Source organism: Chthoniobacterales bacterium (assembly GCA_035274845.1).
GTDB lineage: Bacteria > Verrucomicrobiota > Verrucomicrobiia > Chthoniobacterales > UBA10450 > AV80.
Genome location: DATENU010000022.1, coordinates 34355 through 52106, shown reverse-complemented (window position 1 = coordinate 52106; position 17752 = coordinate 34355). Strand labels below are relative to the sequence as shown.

14 protein-coding genes are annotated in these 17752 nt (G+C 60.6%); 4 read left to right on the top strand and 10 right to left on the bottom strand.

The window, feature by feature from the left end; genetic code table 11:
* Window positions 1-63: 63 nt before the first annotated feature.
* Window positions 64-2286: a right-handed parallel beta-helix repeat-containing protein gene (locus tag VJU77_16565; protein HKP04967.1), complete on the top strand. Its 2223-nt coding sequence runs from the start codon at window positions 64-66 to the stop codon at window positions 2284-2286.
* A 201-nt stretch (window positions 2287-2487) separates the two neighbouring features.
* Here the strand turns inward: VJU77_16565 and lpxA are convergent, their stop codons facing one another.
* On the bottom strand, window positions 2488-3267 hold the full coding sequence (lpxA, locus tag VJU77_16560) for an acyl-ACP--UDP-N-acetylglucosamine O-acyltransferase (protein HKP04966.1): 780 nt from the start codon (window positions 3265-3267) through the stop codon (window positions 2488-2490).
* Window positions 3268-3420: 153 nt separating this feature from the next.
* A complete protein-coding gene (locus tag VJU77_16555; protein ID HKP04965.1) occupies window positions 3421-4740 on the bottom strand; it encodes a bifunctional UDP-3-O-[3-hydroxymyristoyl] N-acetylglucosamine deacetylase/3-hydroxyacyl-ACP dehydratase in 1320 nt (439 codons plus the stop codon).
* Window positions 4741-5044: 304 nt separating this feature from the next.
* Here VJU77_16555 and VJU77_16550 point away from each other — a divergent pair, with 304 nt between their 5' ends.
* Window positions 5045-6511: a hypothetical protein gene (locus tag VJU77_16550; protein HKP04964.1), complete on the top strand. Its 1467-nt coding sequence runs from the start codon at window positions 5045-5047 to the stop codon at window positions 6509-6511.
* Window positions 6512-6691: 180 nt separating this feature from the next.
* Here VJU77_16550 and VJU77_16545 read toward each other — a convergent pair whose 3' ends face one another.
* The 6 genes from VJU77_16545 to VJU77_16520 form a co-directional block, all read right to left on the bottom strand.
* Complete coding sequence (locus VJU77_16545) at window positions 6692-7273, bottom strand: ribonuclease H-like domain-containing protein (GenBank protein HKP04963.1); 582 nt, start codon at window positions 7271-7273, stop codon at window positions 6692-6694.
* A 26-nt stretch (window positions 7274-7299) separates the two neighbouring features.
* Window positions 7300-8529: a hypothetical protein gene (locus VJU77_16540; GenBank protein HKP04962.1), complete on the bottom strand. Its 1230-nt coding sequence runs from the start codon at window positions 8527-8529 to the stop codon at window positions 7300-7302.
* A 97-nt stretch (window positions 8530-8626) separates the two neighbouring features.
* Window positions 8627-10240, bottom strand: coding sequence for a 1,4-alpha-glucan branching protein domain-containing protein (locus VJU77_16535; GenBank protein ID HKP04961.1), 1614 nt, complete (start codon window positions 10238-10240; stop codon window positions 8627-8629).
* 81 nt (window positions 10241-10321) lie between these two features.
* Window positions 10322-11485 carry a pyridoxal phosphate-dependent aminotransferase gene (locus VJU77_16530; protein HKP04960.1) on the bottom strand — a complete coding sequence of 388 codons (1164 nt, stop codon included), beginning with the start codon at window positions 11483-11485 and terminating at the stop codon, window positions 10322-10324.
* Window positions 11486-11529: 44 nt separating this feature from the next.
* The gene (locus VJU77_16525) at window positions 11530-12606 is read right to left on the bottom strand and encodes a nucleoside-diphosphate kinase (GenBank protein ID HKP04959.1); all 1077 of its coding nucleotides are present in this window, start codon (window positions 12604-12606) and stop codon (window positions 11530-11532) included.
* 98 nt (window positions 12607-12704) lie between these two features.
* Complete coding sequence (locus tag VJU77_16520) at window positions 12705-13499, bottom strand: 50S ribosomal protein L11 methyltransferase (protein ID HKP04958.1); 795 nt, start codon at window positions 13497-13499, stop codon at window positions 12705-12707.
* Window positions 13500-13699: 200 nt separating this feature from the next.
* Between VJU77_16520 and VJU77_16515 the strand changes: the two genes are divergently transcribed.
* Window positions 13700-14311, top strand: a complete 612-nt coding sequence (locus VJU77_16515; GenBank protein ID HKP04957.1) for an alpha/beta hydrolase — start codon at window positions 13700-13702, stop codon at window positions 14309-14311.
* A 32-nt stretch (window positions 14312-14343) separates the two neighbouring features.
* On the top strand, window positions 14344-15351 hold the full coding sequence (gene aroF / locus VJU77_16510) for a 3-deoxy-7-phosphoheptulonate synthase (GenBank protein HKP04956.1): 1008 nt from the start codon (window positions 14344-14346) through the stop codon (window positions 15349-15351).
* Window positions 15352-15694: 343 nt separating this feature from the next.
* Here aroF and VJU77_16505 read toward each other — a convergent pair whose 3' ends face one another.
* Both VJU77_16505 and trpE read right to left on the bottom strand, forming a co-directional pair.
* Window positions 15695-16264, bottom strand: a complete 570-nt coding sequence (locus VJU77_16505; protein HKP04955.1) for an aminodeoxychorismate/anthranilate synthase component II — start codon at window positions 16262-16264, stop codon at window positions 15695-15697.
* On the bottom strand, window positions 16257-17705 hold the full coding sequence (gene trpE, locus VJU77_16500; protein HKP04954.1) for an anthranilate synthase component I: 1449 nt from the start codon (window positions 17703-17705) through the stop codon (window positions 16257-16259). Before trpE ends, VJU77_16505 begins: the two co-directional genes overlap by 8 nt.
* Window positions 17706-17752: the final 47 nt, after the last annotated feature.

The following is a 17752-nucleotide window of genomic DNA, read 5'->3' as shown; positions in this document are numbered from 1 at the left end:
AATATTCCTATCGCCGAAAAAAGGTTTCGCTGCGGGGATGCCTATGCGGTAAATTTAGCGAGGATGCGCCTGTTCCTCCTCCGTCTCATCGCCTTCGCTACTCTGTGTCTAGCGCTGGCGTTCGTTAGAAGCGCTGAAGGAGCGACGCTCATCGTCACGAGCACGGCGGATAGCGGAACGGGCTCTCTCCGCGGTACCATCGCCGCAGCGAACGACGGCGATACGATTCAGTTCGATCCCGCGCTTAACGGCCAGACCATCATCCTGACTAGCGATGAATTGGTGATTGATAATGACATTACCATCGATGGCCCAGGTCCAGATCTCCTCGCGGTGGTGAGAGCAGATTCGCTCACTTACTTTCGTATCTTTCATATCCTGCCCAGCCACACTGTCACAATAGAGGGCCTCAGGATCAGCAACGGGAGCGCCAGTGGGGAACCGGGCGGCGGTCTGCTCAACGAGGCGACGTTGACCATGGATAATTGCGTTGTTTCGGATAACGTCATGGACGCTGGCGACAGCGGCGGCGGCATCGCCAGCTTCGGAACGCTGACCATCGTCAATAGCATTGTCACTGACAATTGGGCGACCTTCAGCTTTGGCTTTCCGACAGGGCGTGGTGGCGGCATCGCGGGAGGGCAAATGACGATCATCAACAGCAAAATCACCAATAACAAAGCTGTCTTTGACGGGGGCGGCATCCTCGGCGGACCGCTGGTGATTATTAACAGCACGATCAGCGGTAACAGTGCTTTCTCAAATTTCGTAGGCTCCGGCACGGGCGGCGGCATCGTTTGCAGCGATGCGACAATTACCAACAGCACCATTAGCGGCAACCAGGCCCGTGGCGACGAATCCGGCACCGGGGGCGGCATCGCTAGCAGCGGAACGCTGACGATCGTCAACAGCACGATCAGCGGCAATTTCTCCAACCAAGACGGCGGCGGAATCAGCCAGGGTGGAAGTAATGGGATGCTCACGATTACGAACAGCACAATCAGCGGCAACAGGGCCAACCGAAACGGCGGCGGAATCCATCACACTGGCGGCATTCTTAAGATTGGGAATACGATCCTGGACGCGGGCGCCTCGGGCGCCAACATTTTCAGCAGCGGAGCCACCGTCACCTCGGAGGGTTACAATCTGAGTAGTGACGACGGCGGTGGCTTCTTGACCGGCAGCGGTGACCAGGTCAACACCAATCCCGTGCTTGGTCCGCTTCAGAACAACGGCGGTCCGACCTTGACCCATTTGCCGCTGAGCGGCAGCCCAGCCATCAACGCGGGCGACCCCAACTTTACACCACCGCCCTCGTCCGATCAGCGGGGCACCGGTTACGCGCGTATCTTCAATGGGCGGATCGACATCGGCTCAGTTGAAGTGCAGCCAACTCCTGTTCCGACGCCAACTCCGACGCCGTCACCAACTCCGACCGGAACTTCGACCCCAGCACCAACTCTAACGCCGACACCCACTCCAACCGCAACTATCACCCCGATCTCTCTGGGAAACATCTCCACGCGTTTGCGGGTCGAGACCGGCGACAACGTTCTCATCGGCGGTTTCATTATCACGGGCAATATGTCAAAGGAGGTGGTCCTGCGCGGGATTGGGCCGTCGCTGACCGGTTTCGGCTTGAGCGATGTGCTGGCTGACCCAACCCTGGAACTGCGGGCGGCCAGTGGCGCTTTGATCTTCCAAAACGACGATTGGCAGGACAACCCCCAACAGGCCGCTCAACTTAGCGCTCTTGGCCTCGCCCCTCACGATCCAAAGGAATCAGGCATCGTCGCCACGCTCGCGCCGGCCGCTTACACCGCGGTTCTGGCCGGAAAAAACAACGGCGTTGGCGTCGGTCTGGTCGAACTCTACGACACAAGCCAGGGGACCGGGTCGCAACTCGCCAACATCAGCACCCGCGGCCTGGTGCAGACCGGGAACAACGTCATGATCGGCGGGTTCATTCTCGGCGGCGGCAGCGGCACCAGCCAAATAGTGGTGCGCGGGATTGGGCCGTCGCTGGCCCAGTTTGGCCTTAGTCCGGTCTTGACCGATCCGACTCTCGAGCTGCGCAATGCGGACGGCGCCCTCATGATCTCGAACGACGATTGGCAGGACGATCCCTCCTCAGCTTCTCAGTTAAGCTCCCATAACCTCGCTCCCCAGCATGCGAAGGAATCCGGAATTTACGCGGTGCTCCCGCCAGGCGCTTTTACCGCCATCCTGGCCGGCAAGAGCGGCGGCTCCGGAATCGGCCTAGTTGAGATTTACAACGTGCCTTAGGTGGATCGAGCGCTCCGTCGCTCGATCGTTTTGTCCGCATCGCCGTTCTTATCGCCCGCGGAGCGGCCGATCCACCTCCTCTCGCCGGCCATAGGCGGCCGTGCTCCCCGAACGGTACTGTGAATAGTGACTGGTGATCGGTGAATGGAGACTCCCATTCACCAGTCACTCATCACCATTCACTTTCTCCGCGCCGGCCGGCTAACGGATAATGCCGCGTTCGCTCTTCTCGATAAACTCGACGATCTGATCGATCTCGACGCTCGAGGGAAGTTGCTGGCGGATCGCTTCAATGGCCTGGCGGGTGTTGTACTTCGACCGGTAAATCAGGCGGAAGGCCTCCTTGATCCACTTGACGCTCTCCGCCGGAAAGCCGCTTCGTTCGAGGCCGACCAGATTTATTCCGCGCACCTTCGCGGGGTTGCCGTCGGCGATCATGAACGGCGGAATGTCCTGCACGATTTTCGAGCAGCCGCCCGTAATCGCGTAACGTCCGATCCGGCAAAATTGATGCACGGCCGTCAGCCCGCCCATGATGGCGTGGTCGCCAACCTGGACATGCCCGGCCAGCGTTCCGTTGTTCGAAAAGACCACGGCGTCGCCGACGGTGCAATCGTGGCCGATGTGGCTGTAAGCGAGGAAATTTCCGCGACTGCCAACGCGGGTCTTGCCCGCGCCTGTCGTGCTGCGATTTACGGTGACGAACTCGCGAAAGGAGTTTTCGTCACCGATCTCGAGATAGGTCGGCTCTCCCTGATACTTCAGGTCCTGGGTTTGCTGGCCGATCGAGCAATAGGCGTAGAATTTGTTTCGCGCGCCGGCGGTCATCGGGCCGCAAAGCGTGACGTGGTGTTGGAGCCAGCAGTCCGGCCCGAGGACCACGCCGGCTTCGACAATGCAATACGGGCCAATAATTCCGCCGGCCCCGATCTCCGCCTTCGGATCCACGATGGCCGTGGGGTGAATTTGCGCATCACTCATAGTCACCTCGGCGATGAACTGTTGCAGGGCGAGCTGTAGCGACGCCGCTCAGTCGGCGTTTCGGCGCGTCAATTGCAACCTCAGCTGTGAACGGCGACAGAGCGCCGTCGCTACAACAAAACCCGATCACGGTCGGGTGAATTTGCACGTCGCTCATTGATCCAGCAGCCTCAGCATCAGCTCGCATTCGGAGACAACCGTGTCGTTGACCGAGCAGCTGCACTTCAATCGCGCCAGTTGTTTGCCGCGCGTTTTCGTTAACTCCGCGGAAATGAAGAGCGTGTCGCCGGGGAAAACCGGTTTGCGGAATTTTACTTCGTCCGCGCTCACGAAATAGCCGAGCCGTCCGGAGGCGCTCTTGGTGAGCTTCAACATCAGGACGCTGGCGACCTGCGCCATCGCTTCGACCTGGAGGACGCCGGGCATGACCGGGTGCCCCGGAAAATGACCGGCGAAGAACGGCTCGTTAATCGTGACCGACTTCACGCCGATGCATTTCGTTTCGCCCTCGAACCGCGCGATCCGGTCGACCATCAGGAAAGGATAACGATGCGGCAAGAGCTCCATGATCTCGTTGATATCGAGCCCGCCTTCGCCCGCCGGAAAAGTGTGCGGTTGCAACACCGGCGCCGAACGCGCGACTTCGCGGGCCAGAGCGCGGACCAGCTCCGCGTTAGCGCCATGCCCGGGTTTGACCGCGATGACATGGCCGCGAATGCGTTGCCCAAGAAGCGCGAGGTCGCCCACGATATCGAGAATCTTGTGGCGCACGAATTCATCAGGAAATCGCAACGGTTCCTTGCTGAGGACGGCGTCGCCACGGACGACGATCGCGTTCTCGAGGCTCCCGCCCTTAATCAGGTTTTTGTCCATGAGTCCCTGGACGTCTTCGTAAAACACGAATGTCCTCGCCGGCGCGATCTCCCGCTCATAGATGGCAGGGGTGATCTCGGTGGAAAGGAACTGGGTGAATTGCCCGCCCGGTCCGGCCTGGGTGCAGGAAATGCGAAATTTCGGATCGGGAAGCACGACGAGGAGCGATCCGTTCTTCATCTCGATGTGGATCGGTTCGCGCACCTCGAAAACCCGCCGTGGAGTCTCCTGCTCGACCGTGCCCGCTTTCTTGATCAGCTCCACGTAGGGCCGGGCGCTGCCGTCCCCGATGGGGGGTTCGTTGGCGTCCATTTCCACCACGGCGTTATCGACTCCCATGGCCGCGAGGGCGGAGAGGATGTGCTCAACAGTGTGAACCCGCATCGACCCTTCCCCAATCGTCGTGGCGCGCTCGACCGTTTTCAGGTTGGCGATCGTCGCGTCGATGGTTGGTTCCTCCTCCAGGTCCTTGCGTTTGAACTTGATGCCGGAATCGACCGGAGCCGGCTGCAATTTGAGCATGACCTTTTCCCCGGTGTGCAAGGACGTGCCGCTGACGCTTGCGCTCCGGGCGAGAGTTTGCTGAAGCTCGGAAGACATTAGGGGCTTAACTAACAAAGATTGCGGGCGGTGACTAGGGGCATTCAGAGGAGCAAAGGCGAAACCGGATTGGAGGCGGCCTGTCCTCAGGCCGTGGACTTTGCACGCCGGAACGCAATGCAACTCCCGGGTAAATGGAGCCGGCACGCCTTCGTGCCGGAGAGTTGCGCGGCGTTCCGGCAGCCCAAGAGCCCACGGCCTGGGGGCAGGCCGCCTCCAATCTATTCCAGGCTTGAGAAGCGGCTGCCCGTTTCGTACTTTTGAGCGACGTGCCCTGCGCCATCAGCTTCACGGAGGTTATGCCATGAAAACTTATCGTCTTCTTGCTGCGTCCACGCGCAGCCTGCGAATTTTCGCCGCGCTCGCCGCTCTGGCGTTGGCGGTCCCAGCTCACGCCACCTTTCACTTCATGCAAATCGAACAGGTGATCGGCGGGGTGAACGGAGACACCACCGCCCAGGCGGTCCAGTTGCGGATGCGCTTCGCGGGCCAAAATCTGATCACCGGCGCTCAACTCGTGGTGGTCGACGCCGCGGGAAACAACCCGGTCACCCTGATTACGTTTCCGTCGAATGTCACCAGTGGCGCGCTTAAACGCATCCTCATTGCCACCTCCAGTTTTGCAAACTACGAGAGCACGCCGATCACGACGGACTTCACGATGACGAACCCGATTCCCGCCAGTTATCTCGCCGCGGGCAGATTGCGCTATGAGAAGGGAGGACTTGTTTATTGGTCCGTGAGCTGGGGCGGCGCCTCTTACACCGGCCCCAACACCGGAACGATAGACAATGATATGGACGGAGATTTTGCCCCGCCCTTTGGCGGAGCGTTGCCCTCCACCTCTACTTCCGCGCTGCTCTTTACGGGCGGCAGCACCATGAGCACGAACAATGCGGCCGATTATTCCGTAACCTCAGGCGCCGCGACTTTCACTAATAATTCAGGCGCCTCCACCGTCTTGACCGTGCCAACGCCGCCCGCTTCCACTTTGCGGAATATCTCTACCCGGCTCCGCATTCTGACCGGGGACAACGCTTTGATTGGCGGAATGATTGCCACCGGCACGGCTGGCAAACGCGTGATCGTTCGCGCGATCGGGCCATCGCTCACCGGCTTTGGCGTTCCCGGCGCCCTGGCCAATCCGACGCTCGACCTTTTCCAGGGCAGTACTCTCCTGATGAGTAACGACGACTGGCAAAACTCCACGCAGCAAGCGGAGATTTCAGCCACCGGGCTGGCGCCAAGCGACCCCGCGGAGTCCGCTATTATCTGGACGCTGACGCCGAACCAGGGCTACACCGCCGTCGTCCGCGGACTCAACAACACGACCGGGACTGGCCTGGTGGAAGTCTACGATCTGGACTCGGCCGCGGCGTCAAAACTGGGGAACATCAGCACGCGGGGATTTGTGGATGTGGAGGACAACGTCATGATTGCCGGACTCATTGTGGGGCCGAGTAACGGAGGAACTCTCAAGATTCTGGTGAGGGCGCTCGGGCCGACCTTGGGTGACTTTGGGGTTTCGGGGTTCCTGGCCAATCCGACGCTCGACCTGGTTAATTCGAGCGGGACGGTTATTCGCTCGGACGATAACTGGCAGGACGACCCGGCCCAAAGCACCCAGATTCAGGCAGCCGGGCTTGCTCCCGGTCATGCCGAGGAGGCAGCGCTCGTGGAAACTTTAGCGCCGGGGTCGTACACCGCAGTCGTGCGCGGGAACAGCGGCACCACCGGTGTGGGGTTGGTCGAAGCCTACAACATCCCGTAACCGGATCCGTCCGCAGCAATCAGATAGCCGCTCTTGCGGCCAGATAGGTGGATCGGCCCCTCGGCGGATTGATAGTGGCGTAAGTTTTCAACTTGCGCTTTGCTTGGCGGGCAAGTTGAAAACTTGCCCCACTTTATGAAAAACGGGGCAGGACGGGACAGCCTACAAGGCGAACGACGCTCACGCCGCCTGAGGGCAGGCCGGCTCCAGCTCATCCAGGTGCGCCCAATCGAGCTCCACTCGTTGCTTCTGGGCGAAGCGATCGTGAAAGAATAATTCCTTATGCCGGCAACCGTGCTCATGCACGAGCCGCGTCACCTTCACATCGAAGCAGCAGTATTCGGCGATCTCCATAATCCGCCCTTCCCGCCACCAGCGAATAGCGTCCAGGCCTGCGGCTGTTTTCTGAATCCCCAGGGTCGCGTGCGCGATCGCGTCGAGGCCAAGCCGATGCCCGATCCGCTTTTCCATGTCGGCCATCAGATCGGCGGTCCTTAATTCCTCGATCAAATCGAGGATCGTGTAGCCCATCAGGACGTGATAATCGAAGTTCAGGATGTTGAAGCCGACCACCAGATCGGCGCGTCGCAGCCGTTCGATCAGCTGGTCGACCTGGGCTTCGCCGAAAACTTCGTATCGGCCGGTGGCTGTGCTGTAGATTACTCCCACCGACATGCGCATGTCGCATTTGCGCGCCCAGCCGCCGGCGTCGTTCGCGGTCCGCTGTGTTTCCAGGTCGAAGTAAACAATGTCGCGCGGCATCGGCGAATCTCAGCGGGGCGAGGGGCTCATTTCAATTCAAATCCGCCGCAATCAAAGCTCATCATCTGGTCCACGTTGCTGACCCGGAATTGTTCGACGACCGCGCCGTCATCCTGAAAGACATCAAGGCTGGTAGCTCCATGCGGGTAGAGAAGAGCGCGGACCAGCTCTTGCGTTTCGCTGATGGTGCAGAGCGGCAGGCCGTCGGCTGCCTTCAAGAAACTGCCGTCGGCATCGAGACCGACCGCTAGCTCCACGGTAACCCGGTCATCGTTGAGAAGCGGGTTCGCCAGTAATTTTGCTTTCGGCTTTTCCGGAGCGGCCGGCTGCGCGGAAGAGGCGACCGGCTTTCCATCCACCACGGAGAAATCCTTGTGCGACCAAATCCATTTCTCGAAATCTACTTTCCATTCCGAAACCGGCTGCTCGGCGCCCTCCGCCTTGGTCGCCACCAGGCTTAGCTCGCGCAAGCGCTGCGAGGCGCTGTTTTCTTCGAGGAGATAGATCTTGTCCTCGGTCTTCGAGGCCGCCACGGCTTTGGGTTGGGGATCATTCGGGGAAATCGGGAGACGCCGGAGGAATTCGCCGCCGGCCGAAAACTGTTTTAGCTCGGTCGTGCTCGAACCTTTCTCGGTGCGATCGATCACCCAGCGGGTGCCGTCGCGCCCCGCGATGGACATAACCGGATCGATGTCACCGGCGCCAGGCTCGCTGGTAGTGGACGACGCGGTGGAATCGGGATCGGTGTCTTTCAGTTTTATCGATTTGCCAGAGAGATTGTAGAGAACGTGTCCCACTCCCGGTGGAACTAAATCCACCCCCAGAAGCAAATCGTCATCCCGCAATTCGAGCGAGCGGATATGGGAAAAGCGCGGCGCGTCCGGCGAGCTGATCCAATCGTTAAAGGAAAACCCGACGCCCTCGATCTTCAGGTCGCCGACGACGAAGCCGTGCGCGCTGTATTTTCCCGCCGGAACATTTTCACCCGCGTCATCTTTTCCGTCCCACGTCGTCGAGAGCGCATCGTGCCCGATGGTAAACTCGTTAATGTCCGCTTCGCGGAAGAGAACGCGGACGAGCTTTCCTTTCGCGTCGTAAATGCCGAGGCTGATCGTTCCATCCAGCGGAGGGGGCACGAAACTGATCCGAACGCTCCGGACCGCCGGAGAGGGTGTCGCCGCGGGGGTCGAGTCCTGGCCGGCGGCAGTTCCAGCCAGCCAGGCGACCAATAAGGTGAAAGCAATCTTTCGGGTCATTCCGAGCGTAGTGGAGGAACCCCGTAGATGATTCCTGGGTTGCTGAGTAGCGCTGCCGTCACGGGGTGTCTCGACTTCGCTCGACAAGGCGGCAGGGTCAAGTGTATCGCCGCCAATTTACCTCGGGGAAAATATTATCGCGCCATTCGCAATTCGCGAGAAACCCCTCATCCACGTGGCCGCCGACAAAGTCGTCGTAAAGGCGATTGAAACGCAGCAGGTGATCGGTCACGCGTTTCGTTGCGTAGTGCTTGGCCGTTCCGGTCTTAATGAGAAAGGCCCAATCGCTCGCCTGGGCGAGGAGGAGTTCGCGAGCAAGTTGTTTGAGCACGCGGTCCGTCAACTCGCGGCCATCCGACGTCGCCGCGCGAGCGATTTTCGTGAGGCGCCGGGCGGCGGAATGAAGGTGTGGATAAATCCAGGAGTTCGTTTCATCCAGCCAGACTCCGAGGTAACCATTCTCTCCCCAGCTCGAAGCGGCGGGCGCGATGGTTTGTTGCGTCGGATGACTGGTCAGAAATTCGGAGGGCGTCGTGAGCTGGAAATCCCGCTGGCCATATGCGTCTCGGCTCGTGAGCCGCAGATCCTGATGACCGTGGGCTGCCTGGCGAATAAACGACTCGAGAAACTGCGGCCCTTCAAACCACCAGTGGCCGAACAGTTCCGCGTCGAACGGCGCCACTACGATCGGATCGAAGTCCAAGGCGCGGAGCTCGTCCATTTTTTGGCGGCGCATGGCGAGGAAATGGGACGCATGTGCTTCCGCGGCCCGGGCGGCAGCTTCCGGATCGTAAAGTTCCTTCTCCCCGGCGCGGCCGGTTATCCGGTGATATTTGATTCCGGAGAACTTGCGTATCGGCAATGCCGAGCGCGGGCGAATGTATTCGGGCGGAAGTTCGAACCCGATGTCGCGATAGAATTCCCGATATGCGGGGTCGCCGGGATATCCCTCCGCCGCGCTCCAGACCTGGCGGCTCGAATCCCGGTCGCGCGCAAAGGCGGCGGGGCCGGCCGCCGTGTAACAGGGCGCGTAAATCGCGCGGCGCGGGCGCGGCTGACCGAACATCATCCCGTGGGCGTCGATGATGAACCACCGCAAATCCGCCGCCTGCATGATCCTCTCCAGCCCGGGCGCATAGGCGCATTCCGGCAGCCAGAACCCGGCGGGGTCGGCGCCGAAGGCGGCACGATACGAATCGCAGCCGATCAGGATTTGGGCGCGGACCGCTTCGGGAGAAGCCTGGAGCAGCGGCAGCAATCCATGGGTCGCGGCGGACGCCATGATTTCGAGGCAGCCCGCGTCGCGCATCTGGCGGAAGACAGCGAGCAGGTCGCCGTTCCATTCCGTGAAGCGATGCCGGCATTCGGAGAAATGGGCGTGATAGAATTCCGCCAAGGCGCGCAGCCGCTCGTCACCGCGGTTGCGTTCGATCTCGCGCCCGGCCAGATCAATCAATTGGTCGAGGTGCCGCGCGTAACGCTCGCGCAGGAGCTGGTCCTGCAACATCGCGCAAAGCGTCGGCGTCACCGTCATCGTCAGCTTGAACGGGACCTGGTCGCGCAGAAGTCGCTCCATCATGGCGAGGAGCGGGAGGTAGCTCTCGGTGATCGCCTCGAACAGCCAGTCTTCCTCGAGAAACTCGTCGTGCTCCGGGTGCCGGACGAACGGGAGATGCGCGTGAAGAATGAGCGCGAGGTGGCCGGTTGGCATTGCAGATTTCAGAGTGACGATTGCAGATTGTGTAAGGCGCCGCCGCCCAATCTTAAATCTGAAATCTGAAATCTAAAATCGTTACAGCGTCCGGCAAAAGTCCTGGAACCGGTCCAGGCCTTTTTTGATCACGTCAATGCTGGTCGCGTAGCTGAGCCGGACGGTCCGATCGTCTCCGAAAGCCGCTCCGGGGACGATGGCCACATTGGCTTTGCTTAACAGACGATCCGCGAAGTTTTGCGAGCTGAGGCCGAGCTGGCTGATGTTGACCAAAATGTAAAACGCGCCTTCCGGCTTCACCGCGGTGATGTTCGGGATCTTGGTGATCCGGTCGAACATGTAATCGCGCCGCATCCCGAACTCATCGCGCATGTCGGCGAGCGGCTGCTGGTCGCCTTTGAGGGCGGCGACGGCGCCCTTTTGCGCAAACGAGCAGGGATTGGAAGTGCTGTGGCTCTGGATATTGTCCACCGCCTTCGCGACTGCTTCCGGAGCGGCCAGGTAACCGAGCCGCCAGCCGGTCATCGCGTAGGCTTTGCTGAAACCGTTGACCGTGATGGTGAGCTCGTAAGCCTCCGGCGAAAGCGAGGCCACGCTGACGTGCTTCGCATCGTCGTAGACGAGCTTTTCGTAAATCTCGTCCGAGAGAATGTAGATATCTTCTTCCGCGGCGACTTCCACGATCGCTTCCAGTTCTTCGCGGGTGTAAACCGAACCGGAGGGGTTGCCGGGGCTGTTGAGAATCACCATCTTCGTGCGCGGCGTCATGGCGTTTTCGAAATCGCTCGCGCGCATTTTCCAGCCATTGCGTTCGGTCGTCGGCACGATCACGGGCTCGGCGCCGGCCAGGCGCACCATGTCGGGGTAGCTGACCCAATAGGGCGAGGGGATGAGGACTTCGTCGCCCGCCTGGCAGGTGGCCAGGATCGCGTTGTAACAGGAATGCTTGGCGCCGCTGCTGACCACGATCTGGCTGGCGCGGTAGCTGATCTGGTTATCGGCCTCGAGTTTCTCCGCGATCGCCTGGCGCAATTCCGGCAACCCGGCGCTTGGCGTGTATTTGGTGAAGCCCGCCTCAAGGGCTGCGATGGCCGCTGCCTTGATATGGTCGGGCGTATCAAAATCCGGCTCGCCCGCGCCGAACCCGCAGACATCGATTCCCTCCGCCTTCATCGCTTTCGCCTTGCTGTCGATGGATAAGGTGAGAGAGGGGGTCAATTGGGCGGCGCGCGCTGAAATTTCCATGGCTGTCGAGGTTGGGTTCAGGGTTTCCAAAATGGGAGCGCAAGCTATGGGCGTGCGTAGAAACTTTCAATTAAAGGTTTGAAGTTATTCTCGTCCACCTGGACGATCGCCATCTCGCGTTTCGCGTTCTCGGCCGAATCGGAGGCGTGGGCGGCATTGATCATGATGGACTGGCCGAATTCTTTCCGGATCGACCCGGGCGGCGCCTTGGCCGGATCGGTCGGCCCGAGAACGTCCCGAATCTTGCGGACCGCGTCCTCGCCCTGATAAACGATCGCCACACATTTTTCCGAGCCAGGGGCGCTGCGTTCTCCGCCCGAGACGGCGCTCGGCCGCCCGCCCGCCATGAATTCGACGATGTCTTCCCAGGCGTTGCGCCCTTTGCCGGCGCCCAGTTTCTCTTCCAGGACGGGCAGCACCGGCCCATAAAACTCTTCAGCCTGGGCCACGCTCATGCGATGCACCTTGAACCCGATGATGTAGAGCCCGGTGCGGGAAAAAACCTCGATCACGCCGCCGGGGCGCTGATTGGGAAATTTGAAGTTGTCCGGCTTGATCAGGACGAGGGTTTTCTCGACCTTTGCGCCGCTCGGGAATTCGATCACGCTCTCCAGGATCCCGCCATCGCTGTCGGAATACTCGGCCCAGAGCTTCAAATCGCGCTCAACCTGTTTCGGCTCGAACGCGGTGATGGCCGCCGGCTCGAAGTAAATGACTTTGCCGGAATCGTCCGCGATGTAGTCGCCAAAAGTGTCGCGGATCGTTTCGCCGCTGGTCCGCTCGTGGACGATGTGGCCGATGGTGTGATGGATTTTTTCGATCGCGTCTTCCCCGCGAAAAACCAGGAACATCACGCGCGACTTCTGGCCGTTGACTTTACCGGTGAAATTCTTCAGGACGTAGTCCCGAATCAGCTCCTGGGTGGCCCGGTGGCGCGGATCAGTTTCGGTGACAATGGTGTCGGCATAACGCTTCGTGAGTTCTTCGCCCGGGGCGAACATTCGCGACGTAACCAGGTCGAGCCCCGTCCGTGAAATCAGGCGTGCTATGATGCCGCCGGTGCGCGACTTGCGCATCGAGTAAGGCGTGACAATGACGTAGGAGAGCTCTTCTTTCGGCATGCGATTTTTCCGGGCGCGGCTTCACAGATCAACCGCGTGGATGCAGGAAATCGAGGCCGCGAACGGGTCGGAGAAAATGCTTTCGCCCCCTCCCGGCGTCAACTTCCTTTTTGCCGGTCTCGCTCTGCCAGCAGGGCAACCCATTTGCCGCGGCGGCGGGTCTCGGAGCAGGTAAACCCTTGCCGGCGGAGGGCTCGAACGACGCTGGTTTCCTGCGTCGTTAGGATGCCGGAAAGAATCAGGCAGCCCTCGGGGGCCAGATGTGGCGACCAGCCAGGCATGGCCGCGATCAGGAGCTCGCTGAAGAGGTTGGCCGTGATGATGTCGAGTTTTCCGGCAAGCTTTACTTTCAGAACGTCCGCGGTGCGGAATTCGATCCTGTTCGCCCGATTCTTTCGGGCGTTTCGGCGTGCGATTGAGCAGGCGAGGGGATCGTTGTCGATCGCCAGGACCCGCTTCGCCCCAAGGCAACTTCCCACGATGGCGAGGATGCCGGTGCCGGTCCCGGCGTCGAGCATCGTCCAAGTGTCGCTGTCGCGTCTTTGGGCGACGCGTTCCAGCAGTCGCACACACATCGCGGTCGTCGCATGTTCGCCCGTGCCGAAAGCGGCTTCGGCGGGGATCGTGATCGATCGCGAACCGATTCGCACCGGTTTTACCGTCGATCGTTTCGCGAACCGTTGCAGCCAGTCGGTCCGCAGTTTCTCGATGGAACCGCCGAGCTTTTTTTGAAGTTCGATCGCCTCCTTCCGCATCCGGCAGGAAATCTCCACGAGCGTCCGCGCCTTTCCCGGGCGCTCGACGATCGCCAGCGCTGATCCAAATCGGAGTTGCAAACTCTGCTCGTGGCTTCGAAGCCAGTTTGGATGTGCCTGTTTTCTCCAGAGATACATTACTTGGTTAGTGTAGCGTAGTCGCAAGCCAAGGAGGGGCGCTTTCCAAACCGCCCTGCTTGCTGTAGCGACGGCGCTCAGTCGCCGTGTGAACGCGTCTTTTGTTGTTTATGCTCCATACGCCGACAGAGCGGCGTCACTACAACCAAGCATCGGCGGTTTGTAAACCGCCGCTCCTTGGTCTTAGCTCGTCGTGCAATATGGACTTCATCCACCAATTTATTCCGGCCCCGGATGGTCGGGCCGAACGCGTTCTTCTCCTCCTTCACGGAACAGGAGGCAACGAGCACGATCTGGTGGCGCTCGGTCGCGATCTCGATCCTTCGGCGGCCTTGCTCAGCCCACGGGGAAAGGTCCTGGAAAACGGGATGCCGCGCTTTTTTCGGCGCCTGGCCGAGGGCGTCTTCGACGAAGAAGACGTTATCCGCCGCGCGGAGGAGCTGGCCGATTTCATTTTGGCCGCGGCAGCGCAGTATGAATTCGACGCGCGAAATGTGACCGCGGTGGGCTACTCCAACGGCGCAAACATCGCCGTGGCTGTCCTTCTCCTCCGACCCGAAGTCTTCTCCCGCGCCATTTTATTCCGCGCCATGGTGCCGCTGACGCCGAAGAACCAGCCAAACCTGGCGAGCGTCCGGGGGTTAATCTGCTCGGGGAAATACGATCCGATTATTCCAATGGAAAACGCCGAACGCCTTGCGAATATGCTCCGCGCAGCCCGAGCGAATATTGTTGTTCGCGTCGAGGAAGCCGGGCACGAATTAACCCGCGGCGATCTGGCCGCCGCAAAATCGTGGCTTCAGGAATCGTAGAGCCACTCATTTCGGTATAGAATAACTGTTCCATGCTCATCGTAATGAAAGCCGGCGCGGCGGACCGCGAAATTGCGGACGTCGTGGCCGTGATCGAACAGCTCGGCTATCGCTCGCATGTCATGCCCGGCGCGACCCGGACCGCGATCGGCATCACCGGCAACCAGGGGGCCGTGGATCCAGCCCGCTTCGAGAACATGGCCGGCGTGGCGGAAGCAATCCGCGTCAGCAAGCCGTATAAATTGATCACGCTCGATCTTCGCCCCGATAAAACGGTGGTGCGGGTTGGCGATGCCACCATCGGCGGGGACGAGCTCGCCGTCATTGCCGGTCCGTGCGCGATCGAGAGCCGGGCCCAGGCGTTTGCGGTGGCCAAAACCGTGGCGCAAAGCGGCGCGCGTTTTTTCCGCGGCGGAGCCTTCAAGCCCCGGAGTTCGCCCTACGAATTTCCCGGTCTCGGAGAAGAGGGGCTCAAGATCATGGCGGACGTCCGGAAAGAATTCGGGCTCAAGATCGTGACGGAAGCGCTCGACGTCACCGGAGTCGACCTCGTCGAAAAATATGGCGACATCATCCAGATCGGAGCCCGCAACATGCAGAATTTTTCCCTGTTACGCCGCGCCGGCCGTTCCAAGCTGCCGGTGCTCCTGAAGCGGGGAATGGCCGCGATGCTCGATGAATGGCTGCTCGCCGCCGAGTACATCATGTCGGAGGGAAATTATCAGGTGATCCTTTGTGAGCGCGGGGTGCGGACTTTCGCCCAGCACACGCGCAACACGCTCGATCTGGCTGCCGTTCCCGCGGTCCGGCGCATTTCCCATTTGCCGGTCATCATCGATGCGTCGCATGCCGCCGGAAAAAATTATATGGTTGCGCCCCTGGCGCGCGCCGGAGTAGCGGCGGGAGCGGATGGCGTTCTGGTGGAGGTGCACAACGATCCGCAGAGCGCGTTGTGCGATGCGGCCCAGGCGCTGAGCCTTGGCGAATACGACGAAATGCTGCGCGATCTTCGGGCCATTCGGGAAGTGATCGCGCATTAAACGTCCGCAGCTGCGCTCCGCGATGAGTCTAGAACTTCGGAGCTGCATGGTGGATCGAGCGCTACGCCGCTCGATGGGAGCGACTGACAACTTGCGATAGAGATGCATGGTGGATCGAGCGCTACACCGCTCGATGGGAGGGACTGACAACTTGCGATAGAGGTGCATGGTGGATCGAGCGCTACGTCGCTCGATGGGAGCGACTGACAACTTGCGATAGAGCTGCCACGCGCCCTCCCATCGCGCGCGTAGCGCACGATCCACCAGCGAAACAGAGTTTCGAAGACAATTAGGGGGATGGCGCGTGGCTGCGCGCGAGTCGCGAAGTGATCGCATTAGCGCTTTACAACGAGAGAAAATTTCGCAGCAGCTTCATTCCCTCACCGGTCATCACGGACTCGGGATGAAATTGGACGCCGTGGATCGGGTAATCGCGATGGCGCAACCCCATCACTTCGCCTTCCGCGGTTTCGGCCGTGACTTCGAGGGCCGCGGGTAACGTTTCCCGACGCACGATCAGCGAATGGTAACGCGTCGCGTCGAAAGGATTCGGAAGCTCTGCGAAAAGGCCGGCGCTGTTATGCTGAACCGGCGACGTCTTGCCATGCATCAGCCGCGGCGCCGAAACGACTTCGCCTCCGAAAACCGCGGCGATGCATTGATGGCCGAGACAAACGCCCAGGACCGGAATCGTTGGGCCGAGCTCCCGGATGATCTCGTTGCTGATGCCTGCATCTCCGGGCCTTCCGGGTCCGGGTGAAATACAGATGCGATCGGGCGCAAGCGCTTTGGCCTCGGCGGCGGCGATCTCGTCGTTCCGCTTCACCACGACCTCGCAACCCAGGACGCCGAAATACTGGACGAGGTTGTAGGTAAACGAATCGTAATTGTCGATGAGCAGGATCTTATTCATCGCTCGCCCGGCTGATCGCATCGACCATGGCCCTCGCTTTGTTGACGGTCTCCTGGTATTCGCTCGCCGGATCGGAATCGGCCACAATCCCGGCGCCGGCCTGGAGGTAAGCGCGTCCCTCCTTCAGCACGATGGAGCGGAGCGCTATGCAACAATCGAGCGCCCCGTCGAATCCGAAATAACCGACCGCTCCGGCGTAACAACCGCGCTTCCGGTTTTCGAGCTCGCTGATGATTTGCATCGCGCGAATCTTCGGGGCTCCGGAGACAGTGCCGGCGGGAAAAGTGGCGCGCATGACATCGAACGCCGTCTGGCCTTTTCGCAACCGCGCCACCACGTGCGACCCAATATGCATCACGTGGCTGTAGCGCTCGATGACCATCTGCTCGGTCACGCGGACACTGCCGATCTCGGCGACACGACCCAGGTCATTCCGCGCCAGGTCGATTAGCATCACGTGCTCCGCGCGTTCCTTGGGATCGGCCAGCAACTCGGAGGCATTCTCTTCGTCTTCTTCCGGCGTTTCACCGCGCGGGCGCGTGCCGGCAATGGGCCGGACTTCGGCGAGGTCATCCGTGACCCGGACATGGAGTTCGGGCGAGCTGCCGACCAGCGAGAAAGAATCGCCGAAGCGGAGACAAAACATGTAGGGCGACGGATTCACCAGCCGCAGGCAGCGATAGAGCTTGAGGGGGTCGCCGGTGAAATCGGTCTCGAAACGCTGGGAAAGAACGATCTGAAACGCGTCTCCGGCGCGGATGTGTTCCTTCGCTTCGAGGACCGCGGCCTCGAACTCCACCTGCGTCAGGTTGCTGCGCACCACTTTCGGCGAAACGGTTTTTTGGGCATCGATTAAGGGGAGGCGCGCCGCTCCCGACAATTTCGCCAGCGCGTTTCGGATCTTGTTCTCGGCGCTTCGCCAGGCGGTGAATGAGTCCGGATGATCGTCGAGGAACGCGTTCGCTACGATTTTCACCCGGCGATAGCGATGATCGAAGACGACGAGCAGCCCCATGATCATGAAAATCATCTCCGGCAATTGCAGGTCATCTTCCGGTGGCTCCGGCAGCGATTTTTCAAAATAACGCGCGGCGTCGTAACCGAGGTAACCGACCGCGCCGCCGGCGAACCGCGGCAGATCAGGCGATGGCACGAAACGAAAATCCGACATGACCTTTTCCAGGGCCGCGAGCGGGTCCCGGCCATTTTCGCCCCGCACAATCAACCGCGGATCGAAGCCGAGGAACGAATAGCGTCCGGACTGCTCCGTTTGTTCCGCCGATTCGAACAGGAATGAGTGCCCGCCGTCGTCCAGTTTTTGATAGGCGGAGGCAGGCGTCTCGCCGTCGGCCACAAAATCGACAAAAACCGGGATGACGTTCCCGCGTTTCGCCATCTCGGCGAAGCGTTCGCGAGAGGGGACAATGGTGAGGTCATCCATGAGAGGGTCCCCTGGCGCCGGGCAAAATTAGGGTGGCGCCAGCAGGG